This window comes from Bacillus cereus group sp. BfR-BA-01350 (assembly GCF_022663775.1).
Classification (GTDB): Bacteria; Bacillota; Bacilli; order Bacillales; family Bacillaceae_G; genus Bacillus_A; species Bacillus_A paranthracis.
Genome location: NZ_JAKUGD010000006.1, coordinates 1 through 15,263, shown reverse-complemented (window position 1 = coordinate 15,263; position 15,263 = coordinate 1). Strand labels below are relative to the sequence as shown.

The window sequence follows — 15,263 nt, the reverse complement described above, 5'->3', positions numbered from 1 at the left end:
TTATAACGTATAAAACATTCGAGAACAAGTGTACGCACATATATTCATAAAAAAAATGGAATTTGTAATATTTTTCAGGATTGCTGTATAGTCGTTTAATTTAAGCGGATACAGATTTTTTCTTTAATTCCGTTTGTTCTTTAGTAGAAGGTAGTTTCTTATTATAAGATATGAAATAAGGTAACGCTACAAATAACATACCTCCTACTAAGTTTCCGAAGAAAACAAAAATGAAGTTTGGAAAATATTCAAACCAAGTTAAATGACCGGCAAAAATTGCAGCTGGGATGACAAACATATTGGCTACAACGTGTTGAAATCCAATTGCAACAAAAGTCATAACTGGGAACCAGATACCGATAATCTTTCCGATAAATTCTTTACTTCCCATACTGAGCCAAACAGCTAAACAAACGAGCCAATTACATCCGATTGCAGAAATGAAAGCTTGTAGTGGTGTATCTTGTAGTTTAGCTTGCGCAACAGAAACTGTTTTCGCTAAAAAAGCGCCCTCTGTTAATCCGACGATATGACCGAAAAAATAAGCAACGAATACAGCACCTATGAAGTTGCTCAATGTAACAATAATTAAATTTCGTATGAAATAAAATAAAGTAATTTTCTTTTGAAGCCAGGCCATGGAAACTGTCATCATGTTACCAGTTACTAGTTCACCGCCTGCAAGAATAACGAGAATAAGACCGATAGGGAATACAGCAGCGCCTAGAAAACTAGTAAATGATCCCCAAGCCTTTGGCATTGTTCCAATAACATGAATATCGAGTAAATACCCTAATGCTATGAAAGCACCGCCAAAAAAACCGAGAATTAGCATAGGGAGTAATGATAAATGAGCTTTTTTTCTTCCGGAATTAGCAGCAAGTTCCGTAATTTCTTCTGGTGTAAATACAGACATGAATAATCTCTCCTTAATAAAATGATAAAAGAATAAATGGAGCATTTTTAAGAATCTATGTATTATAAAAAATATGTTATGACTTCTGTATAAATTTGTCAAAGTGAGCAGGGCTGGAATTGAATATAACTAACATTGTTCGTGTTGTCACATTCATGTAACAATAAGGCTTTAAAGTACTTCTAGAGGTGAGAACATGAATACGTATCACGTAAAAGAAGAACAAAAAAAATCAATCGTCAAGGTATCTATAATCAGTTTTGTAAGTGTAGTAATGATTTCTATAAGTTTGTATTTCTATGCGACAGAAATAGAACGAAAACTAGTAACAGTTACGTGGAATGAAATAGAAGTTTCTACAATTCCTAAAGAGTTTCATAATAAAAAAATATTGCAGTTCTCAGATGTACATTTAGGACCAGAATTCACACTGAAACAACTAGAAAATTTGGTGGAGAAGATGAATGCGTTACGTCCGGATGTGGTAGTTTTTACAGGGGATTTAATAGATAAATTTGGATCGTATCAAGCCGAAAAAGAAGAAGCAAAAGGCATATTACAGCAAATACATGCGCCCTTAGGGAAATATGCAGTGTTTGGGAATCATGATAGAGGCGGGGGAGGTAGTTTATTTTATAAAAAATATATGGAGGAAGCTGGTTTCACTGTGTTAGTAAATGAAGTGCAGAAAATTAAAGCGGAAAACGGCAAGTATATTACAATATCAGGTTTAGATGATTTTTTATTAGGGAAGCCACAAATAGATTCGACTTTAAAACATGTAAGACAAGAAGATTTCAATATGCTATTAGTACATGAGCCGGATGTTGTAGATAAAGTAACTCGTTACCCGGTTGATTTGCAACTGTCAGGACATAGCCACGGAGGACAAGTTCAAATTCCTTTTATAGGTCCGTTAATTACGACAAAACTAGCTGAGAGTCATGTTGAAGGTATGTATGAATTAGAAGGGAAGAACAAGCCATTATATTTATATGTAAATCGAGGGATTGGGACAACCCGAATGCCTGTTAGATTTTGTAGTGTACCTGAACTTTCAATATTTGTATTGAAGCAAAATAGTAACTAATGTATTCAATTCCACATCATCATTCTCAATTTGTTTTTGATGAACGAGCGATGTTAATTGGTGGTAAAAAAAAACAACAATAGGTCATATAAAACCTATTGTTGTTTTTTATTATTTTTGCAAGGGAATAGCATCGAAATATGTTCTATAGCTACTAGAGAATTCAAAGTTATTTTTTGCATCCCAATTAATAGACCAAGACATTAGACCGCGGAATGCAGGATAGCCACTCGCATTTGAAAGTTTATACTTTCCGCCGAAAGGAATGCCTTTAATGATATAATCTAAAGCTTTTTTCATTTCAGTTGGAGAAATATACCCACCACTTGGAGCGGCCGCTGGTGCTGCAGGAAGTCCAATCATTACTTGATCCGAACGAAGAGCTGGGAACATGTTATTTGCATTACCACCTACAGGAAAACCATGTAAGAGCATATCTGCCATAGCGACCTCGTAGTCTGCAGTACCTTGATTGTAGTTATTACCGTCCATTCCAACCCCGCTGCCAGCGTTGTAGTGTTGAACGTGAATGTATGTCAGTTTGTCTTTCACTCCGTAAATAATCGGTAAATATGCCCCCCAGATGCTTCCGTATGCGCTATAACCTCCTTGAACATAAGCTGTTTCAGGAGCCATACTTAATAGAAAGTCGGGACCATAATGATCTGAGATTGTTCGAATAGCCGAAATAAGATTTACGATTTGAGGAGTAGTTGGGTTTTTGAAATTAGTGTCATTTCCGTTTAAGTAAATACCTGATTCAAGGTCAATATCTATTCCATCAAAACCGTATTTATCGATTAGAGATTGTATGGAATTAATGAAACGTTGCTTAGCAGCATTGTCAGGAAGTAAAACGACCCCGTTCTGTCCACCTATTGAAAGAACTACTTTCTTTCCTTTACTTTTTAAATAAGAAATATCTGATTTGAATTCTACATCTGTACCATACACAGGAGAAAATTCAACAGTAGAACGATCACCACCAGTTTCCCCGAAAGATACATTGATTACATCCCATTTTGGTGAAACGTCTCTTAATTTAATAATGCCAGTACCGTTATTAAAGTTATGCCAGTATCCAACGAGTAGTTTTGATCCTAAATTGTTTGCTGCTTGTGCTTGAAAGGGGGCTAGTGGTAGCAGTAAAAAAATGACTAACGTACAACAAATGAATTTGAACTTGTTTAACATATCAACACTCCTATACAAAAAGTTGTCTAGATGTATAATCTTGTTTATTTAATAATATCTGAAAATTCATTCTTTTGTAAGGTGACTATAATTTTCTCAACAATTGTATATGGAAAATTAGTAAACCAAATGTAATAATTTTTGTAGGAGTTTGCATTACAATTGTTAAATTCAGAATATTTTGATATATTTTAAAGTATAGGACAAGGTTTTTCGCATAATACTCTTACATAAAGTGAAACTTTAATCAGTGGGGGTGTTCATCCCCCGCTGATTATCAGCCCTCACCAATCGGGCTTTTACGGGCAGTAGATTCCCACCTAACTTCTTGACTTCCCCTGAATTTTGAGGTGGGGGTCTTACTGCCCGTTAATGTGGGGAAAATTTCAAAATTACGTTTGGAAGGGGATGTACAAGAGTTGGAAAAAAATCTTAAGAAAGACCTCAAAATACGCCATATTACAATGATTTCAATTGGTGGCGTAATAGGAGCTGGTTTGTTTGTTGGAAGTGGGGCGGTTGTACATTCAGCCGGACCAGGTTCTATCGTTTCATATGCATTAGCAGGACTTCTTGTTATTTTCGTTATGAGAATGCTTGGGGAAATGGCAGCTATTAACCCGACAAGTGGGTCATTTGCAACATATGCAAGAGAAGCAATTGGTCCATGGGCCGGTTATACAATTGGGTGGCTATATTGGTTTTTCTGGGTAATTGTTATTGCAATAGAAGCCACAGCAGGTGCTGGTATTATTCAATACTGGATTCCAGAAATCCCACTTTGGTTATTAAGCCTAATATTAACGATTTTATTAACATTGACGAATGTTTTTTCGGTGAAATCATTTGGAGAGTTTGAATATTGGTTTTCTTTTATTAAAGTAATAAGTATCGTTTTGTTCCTTTGTCTTGGATTAGCTGTTATTTTAGGATTTGTACCAGGAACGGAAGCACCTGGCACTTCGAATTTAGTAGGACAAGGAGGATTTATGCCAAACGGTATAAGTTCGGTGCTACTTGGAATTACTGTCGTTATATTTTCATTTATGGGATCTGAGATTGTTGCAGTAGCTGCTGGAGAGTCTGCTGAACCTGTAAAAGCAGTAAAAACAGCAACAAATAGTGTAATTTGGCGTATTCTCGTATTTTTCATTGGATCGATTGCTGTAGTTGTTACACTTCTTCCATGGAATTCAGCGAACATACTAAAAAGTCCGTTTGTAGCGGTACTGGAACATATAGGGATACCAGCGGCAGCACAAATTATGAATTTTATCGTTTTAACAGCTGTACTTTCTTGTTTAAATTCTGGTTTATATACGAACTCAAGAATGCTTTTTTCAATGGCAGAAAGAGGAGATGCTCCAAAGGCATTTTTGAAATTGAATAGTAGTGGTGTTCCAGTTCGGGCCGTTTTATTCGGAACGTTCTTCGCTTATATTGGAGTTGTTTTTAGTTACATATCTCCAGATAAAGTCTTTTTATTTTTAGTCAATGCATCTGGCGGAATTGCGTTACTCGTTTATCTCGTTATAGCTGTTTCACATTTAAAGATCCGTAAAAAAATGGGGAAAGTAGAACAACAAAATTTGAAAGTGAAAATGTGGTTTTTCCCGTATGTAACGTATGTTACAATTGCCGCTATTATAGCTGTTTTAGTTGCGATGCTTGCAATTGAATCTTTACGTTCACAAGCACTTTTGACGATGCTTGTTACTGTTCTTATAATACTTTCTTATTTTATTTTTAATAGAAATAAAAATAGTACAGTATCGAATACTACAAGTAAGAATGAGGAATCGGTTCGATTCTAATTTCTTGTTTTCGAAGAGAGTTACACCCAATCATTGCTATAAAAGAATCATATATAATCATAAAAATGAGTAATTACTATTGTCATAGTGAATATAAACTTTTTTCTTGACTTTTTATACGAAGGCGAGCAAAATGATAAAAAAGGAAGGGGGGATGACGATGGAAGAGTACGTATTAGAGCTGTATAACCTGCTATATACGACAGAATGGCAAGATATTGTTTCGTTTCTAGGAATCGTATTTTGTATGAAAATTGTAATTGTATATATGGAAGAGCAAGGTATGTTCTATTCCTTCTCATCCCCGTTCGATATGCAGCGCGAGCCGTTGCTAAACTATGCCAAGGTAAATTACGAACAATTTCCTTTTGTAGTTTTCTTTATGATTCGATTTATTACAGCAATTGTAAAGAAAAAGGAAAGTGACGATGAAGAGTGCCACTCAACTTGTAATATAGCGAATGTTTTTAGCTAAATACAAGGAGGAGATTTATATGTGGTTTCGATTTCTTATGATTGGTTTCTTTTCATTAACAGCAATTTCTTTAATGGGATATCAAGTGTCTGAAATTTTTCAAGCATATAGCGATACATTTTTTAACAAAAACTAATCGCATTGCTATTTGAATAATAAAGCGATAAAATCCTTCTTAAGAAGTTTTATTAAGAAGGATTTTTCTTTTTCTTATCTTGCTGTGTCAAACTATTGTCACATTTACACTGTGAATAGTATGTTAAAATAGTGAGGTTACGTATACATATTTGAAGGAAGAGGGAGTGACCATTTTGGTGGATCAATCAACAAATCAGAAAAGCTATGCTCCTATTGTGATAACGCTTTCTGTAATTGTAAATGCGATTATTTTATTTTTGTTCTTTGGACCTGTTGGTTATGAAGGAGAAGTACATTTTGATGTAACGATTTTACCAATGTTAAACGCAATTTTTAATAGCTTTACGTTCGTATTTTTATTAGCAGCGTTATTCTCTATTATTAAAAAGAATGTGAAAATGCATCGTGGCTTCATCCTAGCAGCATTTACAACGACGTTGCTATTTTGTGTTTCTTATTTATCGTATCATTACTTGGCGCCAGCAACACATTTTGGTGGCGAAGGATTCATTAAATATGTGTATTTCATCATTTTAATTACACATATTATCCTGGCAGCAATTATCGTACCACTTGCATTGTTTGCACTTGTATTTGGTTTTACAAATCAATTAACACGTCATCGTAAAATTGTACGTTGGACGATGCCGATTTGGTTATATGTAAGTTTATCTGGTGTTATTGTTTATTTAATGATCTCACCTTATTATCAATAAAAATCTCAGCCTGTAGGCTGGGATTTTTTTTGTTAGGCAAATATTTTTGTGAAATGAAAAAAATATGTTATACAAAAGTATAGTTGCTTTTCATATAGAAGGGATGGTAAAGGGATATGCAAAATTTTGTATTTCGTAATCCAACGAAACTTATTTTTGGTAAAGGTCAATTAGAACAGTTAAAAACTGAAATTCCACAGTTTGGTAAAAAAGTTCTTCTCGTATACGGGGGAGGCAGCATTAAAAGAAACGGTATTTATGATAATGTAATTTCTATTTTAAAGGAAATAAATGCAGAAGTATTTGAATTGACAGGTGTTGAACCGAATCCACGTGTATCAACTGTAAAGAAAGGGATTCAAATTTGTAAAGATAATGGTGTTGAATTTATTTTAGCAGTTGGTGGAGGTAGTGTAATCGACTGTACGAAGGCAATTGCAGCTGGTAGTAAGTACGATGGAGATGTGTGGGATATTGTAACGAAAAAAACATTTGCCAGTGAGGCATTACCATTTGGTACTGTGCTTACTCTTGCGGCAACAGGATCTGAAATGAATGCTGGTTCTGTCATTACAAACTGGGAAACGAATGAAAAATATGGCTGGGGTAGCCCAGTTACCTTCCCTCAGTTTTCAATTTTAGATCCAGCTCATACTGCGTCTGTACCGAGGGATCAAACAATTTACGGTATGGTAGATATTATGTCACACGTATTAGAACAATATTTCCATCATGGAACAAATACAGAATTACAAGATCGTTATTGTGAGTCTGTTTTAAAAACAGTAATTGAAACCGCCCCTAAGCTTTTAAGTGATTTAGAAAGTTATGAGCATAGAGAAACTATTTTATACTGCGGTACTATGGCGCTAAACGGTATTTTAGCGATGGGAGTAAAAGGAGACTGGGCAACACACAATATTGAGCACGCGGTTTCAGCGGTTCATGATATACCACACGGAGGTGGCCTTGCGATTTTATTCCCGAACTGGATGAAGCATGTTGTAGATGAAAATGTAAGTCGTTTTAAACAATTCGCTATTCGTGTATTCGATGTAGAAACAGATGGAAAGACTGATCGAGAAATTGCGTTAGAAGGAATTGAGGCGTTACGTCAATTTTGGACTTCAATTGAGGCACCAGTAACGTTATCTGATTATGCTATTGGAGAAAATGAAATTGATGTAATGGCGGATAAAGCGATGGCTTATGGCGAATTTGGTAACTTTAAAAAATTAAATAAAGACGATGTTTTAAGCATATATAAAGCTTCCTTATAAGTGAAGCGAGTACAGGAACCCATTTGATATAACAATCCAATGGGTTTCTTTTTTGTTGTTTATAACTGTTTATGACTGTTTTTGATTATTTATGAATGTTTATGGTTGATTTTTGTGATCTTTTTCATTATACTGTAATCAAAGAAGAGGTGAATGAAATGCTAACTCCTGAACGTCATCAAATGATATTGCAACTTGTAAAAGAGCAGAAGGTTGTTAAATTACAGCAATTAGTGGAAAGAACAGCGAGCTCTGAATCAACAATTCGTCGTGATTTAGCGCAATTGGAAAAACAACGGTTATTAAAAAGAGTTCACGGTGGTGCGGCTGTTTTAACAGGAAAAGGACAGGAGCCGACGATGGTTGAAAAATCATCCAAAAACATTCAAATAAAACAACAAATTGCGAAGTATGCGGCTAGCGTTGTGGAACAAGGTGATTGCATTTATTTAGATGCAGGAAGTACAACATTTGAAATGATTCCATTTTTAATAAATAAGGATGTTACTGTCGTTACGAATGGACTTATGCATATCGAAGCTTTAGTTGAAAATAATATTCGTGCTTATTTACTAGGCGGAATGATGAAGAGTAGGACGAAAGCTTTAATCGGTGCAATGGCGCAGGAAAGTATGCAGAAGTATCGTTTTGATAAATGTTTTTTAGGAGCGAATGGTGTACATGAACAGCTTGGTTTTACAACACCAGATCCAGAAGAGGCACTTTTAAAGCAAATGGCATTAACATTAGCAAATGAAGGATATTTCTTAATTGATGAAAGTAAGTTTTCGGAAGTTGCGTTTGCGAAAATTGCCAACGTTGAAGAGGCGAATATTATTACAAACCATTTAGAAATTGATTTAGAAAAATATAAAAGACAAACCAATGTAATTGAGGCTGATAAACAATGATCTATACAGTAACTTTAAACCCATCTATTGATTATATAGTACAAGTTAATTCCTTAGAGTTAGGCGCAGTAAATCGAGCAGAAAAAGATATGAAGTTTCCTGGAGGGAAAGGGATTAATGTTTCTCGTGTTCTTCATCGTTTAGGTGTTGAAAATGTAGCGCTAGGATTTACTGGTGGATTTACCGGTCGATTTATTAAAGATGTATTACAGACGGAAGGTGTAATAACAAACTTTATCCAAGTAAATGAAGATACTCGAATTAATGTGAAAATAAAAGGGAAAAAAGAAACAGAATTAAATGGGCAAGGACCTAGTGTGACTAAGGAACAATTTGAACAATTAATGAAACAAATTGAAAGTATGCAAAAGGGAGATTGTGTTGTACTAGCTGGAAGTGTACCAGCGTCTATTCCAACTACTTTTTATGAATCAATCGCAGCGTTCGGAGCTGAAAAAGGTATTCGTGTAGTAGTAGATGCGAGCGGAAGTGCCTTGCAGCATGTAGTTAAAAATAAACCATTTTTAATAAAGCCTAATCATCATGAACTTGGTGAGTTATTCGGAGTAGAGATTTCCACAGTAGAAGATGTTTTACCATATGGAAGAAAATTAGTTGAACAAGGTGTAGAGTATGTTATCGTATCAATGGCCGGAGATGGGGCTTTATTATTTACGGCAGAAGGTATATATGAAGCAACTATTCCAAAAGGTGTTGTAATTAATTCGGTTGGGGCTGGAGATTCTCTCGTTGCGGGATTTGTAGGAAGATATGAACAGACAAAAGATATTGAAAAGGCATTTCAATATGGCGTTGCAACAGGGAGTGCAACAGCATTTTCAGCCGATTTATGTGAAAAGGAAAAAGTAGAAGAATTATTGTCGCAAGTAATTGTAACTAAGCGATAGGGGGAAGCAACATATGAAAATTACAGAACTCTTAAAAAGGGATACAGTTATTATGAATTTGACAGCTTCAAATAAAGAAGCTGTCATAGATGAGTTAGTTGAGAAATTAAACGGGGCAAATCGTTTAAATAGCAAAGCTGAATTTAAAGAAGCTATTTTAAAGCGGGAGTCACAAAGTACAACCGGCATTGGTGAAGGGATTGCTATACCTCATGCGAAAACAAAAGCTGTTAAGCAACCAGCGATTTGTTTTGGTAGAAGTGTAAGCGGTATCAACTACGAATCGCTTGACGGACAACCTGCGCATTTATTCTTTATGATTGCTGCGAGTGAAGGAGCGAATAATACGCATTTAGAAACGTTATCACGCCTATCTACACTATTAATGGATGAAGGGTTTCGTAAGCAATTGTTAGAAGCAAAGGATGAAGAAGAACTTCTTCGTTTATTTGATGAAAAAGAAAATGAAAAAGAAGAAGAAGGGGTTGAAGTTGCAAAACCAGAAGGGAATGAACCGTACGTATTAGCGGTTACGGCTTGCCCGACTGGAATCGCTCACACATATATGGCCGCGGATAGCTTGAAAGCAAAAGCAGCAGAGCTAGGAATTGCAATTAAAGTTGAAACGAACGGATCAACAGGTATAAAAAACGGTTTAACGAAAGAGGATATTGAACGCGCAACGGCTATAATTGTTGCGGCAGATAAACAAGTAGAAATGAACCGTTTTGCTGGGAAACATGTTATTCAAGTGCCAGTCGCTGATGGGATTAGAAAAACGGAGACGCTTCTTAATCGTGCTGTAAAACAGGATGCACCAATCTTTAAAGGTGTAAAAGAGGATGGAAAGGCAGAAAATACGGAGAAAGAAAATGGATTAGGAATTTATAAGCATTTAATGAACGGCGTAAGTAATATGCTTCCATTCGTTGTTGGTGGCGGGATTTTAATTGCGCTAGCGTTTTCGTTTGGTGGTATAAAAGCAGAAGGTCCTTTAGCTGAATTGTTCATGTCTATTGGAGGAGGGGGAACAGGGGCGTTTTTATTCCTCGTACCAATTTTAGCTGGATTTATTGCGAGTTCTATTGCTGATCGTCCTGGTTTTATGCCTGGTGTTGTCGGAGGATTTTTAGCGGCACATGCGAATGCTGGATTTTTAGGTGGATTAATTGCTGGTTTCTTAGCCGGATATGTTGTTTTAGGATTGAAAAAATTATTTTCAGGGTTACCAGTACAGTTAGAAGGCATTAAGCCTGTTTTGTTATATCCAGTCTTTGGATTATTGATTACAGGAGTTGTTATGCAAAAAGTAGTAATTCCGCCTGTAGTAGCATTGAATGAAATGTTAACAGGATGGTTAAATGGTTTGAACGGTACAAATGCTATATTACTAGGTCTTATTTTAGGTGCGATGATGGCAATTGATATGGGTGGTCCAATTAATAAAGCAGCATTTACGTTTGGTATTGCTGCGATAGAAGCGAAGAACTTTGGGGTGCATTCAGCGGTTATGGCTGGTGGTATGGTGCCACCGCTTGCAATTGCGTTAGCAACTACCTTCTTTAAATCGAAGTTTACAGAAGCGGAACGTAAGTCTGGTTTAACAAATTATATTATGGGGGCATCGTTTATTACAGAAGGCGCGATTCCATTTGCAGCAGCAGATCCGGTTCGGGTAATTGTCAGTTGTGTTGTCGGTTCAAGTATTGCAGGTGCATTATCAATGTTATTCCAAATTACATTACCAGCACCGCATGGTGGATTGTTTGTTATCGCTTTAGTAAATAAACCAGTGTTATATATTTTCTCGATATTGATAGGGGCAGTTGTTTCTGCTCTTATGATGGGAATTTGGAAAAAGAAAGTTAAATAATACGTGTAAAGGGAGTAGCTTTTATTAGCTGCTCCTTTTTATTACAAAAAAGGAGGTTGATAATTGGAGAATGATGAATTTTGGTAAAAGATGTAATGAAATATGATTTTTTTGTAACAAAAAAGTAATACTGTAATTTTTTCTGGAAAAAAATTCTGGTGCTTGTATGTGGAAAATATATGAAAACTATTGGGAATTCTATTGGAAATGTAATTCATTAATATGGAAATTTATGTTACAGCTCATTAATCGTATATTACGAATGGTTTGTAATTGTGTGTTTTCTAAAAATCTTAAAAATCCGTTGCTATAATAAAAATACGAAAACAAAGCAAATGGAGGCTATTCATGAAAAAATTATTAGGTATAGCAACGGCGGCAGTTTTTGGTCTTGGGATTTTTGCAGGTTCTGCGAAAGCGGAAACGATTGTAACAACAGACGTATTAAATGTTAGAGAAAACCCAACTGTAGAGTCTAAGCTTGTAGGTAAAATGTTAAGTGGAAATAAATTAGATGTTGTAAATACAGAAAACGGATGGACAAAAATTAAATTAAATGGTCAAGAAGCGTTTGTAAGTGCTGAATTTACAAAAAGTACATATTATGTAACGGCGGGTGTGTTAAATGTTCGCGCTGGAGCGAATACTGACTCAGAAATTCTTGGAAAACTGAATAAAAATGATGTAATTGAAACGACAAATCAAGTTCAAAATGAATGGTTGCAATTTGACTATAATGGAAAAACAGGATATGTTCATGTGCCATTTTTAACAGGAACGGCACCAGTGATTGAAAAGAAAGAAGTTGCAACGAAAGAAGAAGCGCCGGAAAGAGTAAATACGCCGGTTAAAAGTAATAAAGTAGTTAAGAGTAAAGAATCTGTTAAGAATGTAGAATCAAGTAAACCTGTGGCAAAACAGCAGTCAACTACGAAACAAGTTGCGAAATCTAATGAAACAAGTGCACCGACTAGTGGACGTGAAATAACGGTAGAAGCGACAGCATATACAGCAGATCCGAGTGAGAATGGTTCGTATGGTGGTCGTGTATTAACTGCAATGGGGCATGACTTAACAGCGAATCCAAATATGAAAGTAATTGCTGTTGATCCTAAAGTAATTCCACTTGGATCAAAAGTATGGGTAGAAGGATATGGAGAAGCGATTGCTGGAGATACTGGTGGTGCGATTAAAGGAAATCGTATTGATGTTTTAGTTGGCTCAGATGGTAGTGCGAATAGCTGGGGGCGCAAATCTGTAAAAGTGAAAGTTATAGAGTAGTATATATGTATTAATATAAAAGGCGGTTGCTTGAAAGTATGTAAGCAATCGCCTTTTATGGATTATTGAAAAGGATAAATAGTTTTACCTGTAATAATTTTATATGCGCTGCAAAATTGGTTTTGTATATACTCTGTATCTTTATTTTCTAGATGTAATGTTGTTTCTTGGAGAGCAGAATGAAAAGAACGTAGTAAACAATTTAAGGCGAAGTATAATTCTTCTTGTGAACAATTGTGTTCTTTTGTAGCAGTAGCTAAAATGAGGTCTTTTGTCAAAGATGAAAAATTGATAGTGGATTGTTTCATAGTTAACTCATCCTCTCGAAGGTATTTTTAATCATGTATATGCGGAATTGGACAAACTATGTTCTTTTTTATTTATAATTTCATGTACCGTAATGAAAGAACTTGCAATCATGCCGTTAAAATTGGTAAGATTGGATATAATCAATAGATGGAGTACATTACATAAAGAGAGTTGAATGATATGGGAGAAGTGCAACGTGAAAAAGTTGCTGTCATCATTGGACCAACTGCTGTTGGGAAGACGAAGTTAAGTATTGATCTTGCCAAAGCGTTAAATGGTGAAATTATAAGTGGAGATTCCATGCAGATTTATCGTACGATGGATATTGGAACCGCAAAGGTGACGAAAGAAGAGATGGACGGAATTCCACATTATATGGTTGATATAAAAAATCCGGAAGAATCATTTTCGGTTGCCGAATTTCAAGAACGTGTTCGTAAGCATATTCGCGAGATTACAGAGCGTGGTAAATTGCCGATTATCGTTGGTGGAACTGGTCTGTATATACAATCTGTTTTATTCGATTATCAGTTTACGGATGATGCTGGTGATGCTATATACCGAGAACAAATGGAAAAGTTAGCATTAGAACGTGGTGTGGAATATGTACATAAGAAATTACAGGAAGTAGACCCAGAAAGCGCTGAGCGTATTCATGCAAATAATGTACGCCGTGTCATTAGGGCGTTAGAAATTTTCCACACGACGGGTGAAAAAATGAGTGATCAACTTGAAAAACAAGAAAACGAGTTATTATACGATGTTTCCTTAATTGGCTTGACAATGGATCGTGAAATGCTATACGATCGCATTAACTTACGAGTTGATATAATGATGGACCAAGGTTTATTAGAAGAAGTAGAAGGGTTGTATAATCGAGGGGTACGAGATTGTCAATCTATTCAAGCGATTGGGTATAAAGAGATATATGATTATTTTGAGGATCGTGTCTCTTTAGAAGAAGCGGTATCACAATTAAAGACGAATTCACGTCGTTATGCAAAACGTCAATTAACGTGGTTCCGTAATAAGATGGATGTCACATGGTTTGATGTTACAGACGGTGAAAAAACGTCAGAAATTTTACGATACATAGAAGGAAAGCTACAACTAAAGTCGAATAATAGTAAGTAGAGAAAAAGAGGAGGATTCGACATGAAGCAATCAATCAATATTCAAGATCAGTTTTTAAATCAACTCCGTAAAGAGAATACGTTTGTTACGCTGTACTTATTAAATGGTTTCCAGCTTCGTGGATTAATTAAAGGATTTGATAATTTTACAGTCCTACTGGAAACAGAAGGTAAGCAACAGCTTATTTATAAACATGCAATTTCTACATTTGTACCACAAAAAAATGTTTCAATTGAATTAGAATAGTAATGAATTATTGTACATAACAAAAAAGAGCGAAATTTCTCGCTCTTTTTTTATTTGCTATAAACAATAAATAGTGAAATTTAAGCGATTCTAAATACAGTTAGACGAATGTTAGTGTTTCCTGTTGCAGGGATCGTAATCTCGTTAAGAGTAGATTGGACAGAAATGTTTGCTCCTGCAGCTAATGTTTCGATTGTAGTAAATGAAAGTGAGTCGCCTATTAAATTTGAAGAGAAGTTGTCAGTTGCGACTGCTCCATTTATTGAAATTCCTACTCCGAGTGGCGCACATCCTGGTGCAGTTGTAGAGATGGATACGCTAATTACATAAATACCACCGTTGATAACTGTAACTGTGTCTGTGCCATTAAAGATAATATTATTTACGTTAATTGCAGTACTGAAGATAAAGTTATTAAATTGTAGTACTGTTTGTTGAATGTTGTTTGTTACAACAATTGTTGCTATAGGGAAGCTAGGTCCAGTAGGCCCAGTAGGTCCGGTAACTCCTATACCAGTAGCGCCCGTTGGCCCTTGAACACCTTGAGGTCCAGTAGCGCCGGTAGCGCCCGCCGGTCCTTGAGCACCTTGAGGTCCAGTAGCACCAGTAGCGCCTGTGTTACCTTGAACGCCTTGAGGTCCAGTGGCACCAGTAGCACCCGCCGGTCCTTGAACGCCTTGAGGTCCAGTGGCACCAGTAGCACCCGCCGGCCCTTGAATACCTTGAGGTCCGGTAGCACCTGTATTACCTTGAGGTCCCTGAGGTCCAGTAGGTCCAGGAGGCCCGCCAGAAGGCCCAGTAGGTCCGGTAACTCCTATACCAGTAGCACCCGTTGTACCTTGAGCACCCTGAGGTCCAGTTGCACCTGTAGCACCCGTTTTACGTTGACCGCGTTGAGGTCCTGTTGCACCAGTAGCACCCGTGTTACCTTGAATACCTTGAGGTCCAGTGGCACCGGTAGCACCCGCTGGTCCTTGA

General features: G+C 36.3%; 15 protein-coding genes. 11 read left to right on the top strand and 4 right to left on the bottom strand.

What is annotated here, in order from left to right; genetic code table 11:
* Positions 1-100 precede the first annotated feature (100 nt).
* Positions 101-916, bottom strand: coding sequence for a formate/nitrite transporter family protein (locus tag MR147_RS14835; RefSeq protein ID WP_074608220.1), 816 nt, complete (start codon positions 914-916; stop codon positions 101-103).
* A gap of 196 nt (positions 917-1,112) precedes the next feature.
* Here MR147_RS14835 and MR147_RS14830 point away from each other — a divergent pair, with 196 nt between their 5' ends.
* The gene (locus tag MR147_RS14830; protein ID WP_074608218.1) at positions 1,113-2,006 is read left to right on the top strand and encodes a metallophosphoesterase; all 894 of its coding nucleotides are present in this window, start codon (positions 1,113-1,115) and stop codon (positions 2,004-2,006) included.
* Between the two features lie 111 nt (positions 2,007-2,117).
* Here the strand turns inward: MR147_RS14830 and MR147_RS14825 are convergent, their stop codons facing one another.
* Complete coding sequence (locus MR147_RS14825; protein WP_074608217.1) at positions 2,118-3,200, bottom strand: chitinase; 1,083 nt, start codon at positions 3,198-3,200, stop codon at positions 2,118-2,120.
* A 419-nt stretch (positions 3,201-3,619) separates the two neighbouring features.
* Here MR147_RS14825 and gabP point away from each other — a divergent pair, with 419 nt between their 5' ends.
* The 8 genes from gabP to entD all read left to right on the top strand — a co-directional run bounded on the left by gabP (position 3,620) and on the right by entD (position 12,596).
* Complete coding sequence (gene gabP / locus MR147_RS14820; RefSeq protein ID WP_074608257.1) at positions 3,620-5,014, top strand: GABA permease; 1,395 nt, start codon at positions 3,620-3,622, stop codon at positions 5,012-5,014.
* 133 nt (positions 5,015-5,147) lie between these two features.
* A complete protein-coding gene (locus tag MR147_RS14815) occupies positions 5,148-5,489 on the top strand; it encodes a hypothetical protein (protein WP_139302793.1) in 342 nt (113 codons plus the stop codon).
* A 311-nt stretch (positions 5,490-5,800) separates the two neighbouring features.
* Positions 5,801-6,343 (top strand): DUF420 domain-containing protein, encoded by a 543-nt coding sequence (locus MR147_RS14810; protein WP_000228315.1) that lies wholly within the window; start codon positions 5,801-5,803, stop codon positions 6,341-6,343.
* 116 nt (positions 6,344-6,459) lie between these two features.
* Positions 6,460-7,623: an iron-containing alcohol dehydrogenase gene (locus MR147_RS14805; protein WP_074608213.1), complete on the top strand. Its 1,164-nt coding sequence runs from the start codon at positions 6,460-6,462 to the stop codon at positions 7,621-7,623.
* Between the two features lie 158 nt (positions 7,624-7,781).
* A complete protein-coding gene (locus tag MR147_RS14800; protein ID WP_000957268.1) occupies positions 7,782-8,534 on the top strand; it encodes a DeoR/GlpR family DNA-binding transcription regulator in 753 nt (250 codons plus the stop codon).
* On the top strand, positions 8,531-9,442 hold the full coding sequence (pfkB, locus tag MR147_RS14795) for a 1-phosphofructokinase (protein ID WP_074608212.1): 912 nt from the start codon (positions 8,531-8,533) through the stop codon (positions 9,440-9,442). The genes MR147_RS14800 and pfkB overlap by 4 nt, the downstream gene beginning before the upstream one ends.
* A gap of 13 nt (positions 9,443-9,455) precedes the next feature.
* Positions 9,456-11,315 carry a PTS fructose transporter subunit IIABC gene (locus MR147_RS14790; protein ID WP_074608210.1) on the top strand — a complete coding sequence of 620 codons (1,860 nt, stop codon included), beginning with the start codon at positions 9,456-9,458 and terminating at the stop codon, positions 11,313-11,315.
* Positions 11,316-11,663: 348 nt separating this feature from the next.
* The gene (gene entD / locus MR147_RS14785) at positions 11,664-12,596 is read left to right on the top strand and encodes a cell wall-binding protein EntD (protein WP_000734633.1); all 933 of its coding nucleotides are present in this window, start codon (positions 11,664-11,666) and stop codon (positions 12,594-12,596) included.
* Positions 12,597-12,658: 62 nt separating this feature from the next.
* Here entD and MR147_RS14780 read toward each other — a convergent pair whose 3' ends face one another.
* Positions 12,659-12,904 (bottom strand): hypothetical protein, encoded by a 246-nt coding sequence (locus MR147_RS14780; RefSeq protein WP_000814415.1) that lies wholly within the window; start codon positions 12,902-12,904, stop codon positions 12,659-12,661.
* Between the two features lie 181 nt (positions 12,905-13,085).
* On the opposite strand from MR147_RS14780, the gene miaA reads away from it, so the two are divergent.
* Both miaA and hfq read left to right on the top strand, forming a co-directional pair.
* The gene (gene miaA, locus MR147_RS14775) at positions 13,086-14,039 is read left to right on the top strand and encodes a tRNA (adenosine(37)-N6)-dimethylallyltransferase MiaA (RefSeq protein ID WP_074608209.1); all 954 of its coding nucleotides are present in this window, start codon (positions 13,086-13,088) and stop codon (positions 14,037-14,039) included.
* A 21-nt stretch (positions 14,040-14,060) separates the two neighbouring features.
* Entirely contained in the window at positions 14,061-14,285 is a 225-nt protein-coding gene (gene hfq, locus MR147_RS14770) for an RNA chaperone Hfq (protein WP_000813896.1), read from the top strand.
* An 80-nt stretch (positions 14,286-14,365) separates the two neighbouring features.
* Here the strand turns inward: hfq and MR147_RS14765 are convergent.
* Positions 14,366-15,263, bottom strand: an 898-nt coding sequence (locus MR147_RS14765) for a Gly-Xaa-Xaa repeat protein (protein WP_242304468.1), incomplete at its 5' end; no start/stop codon positions are given.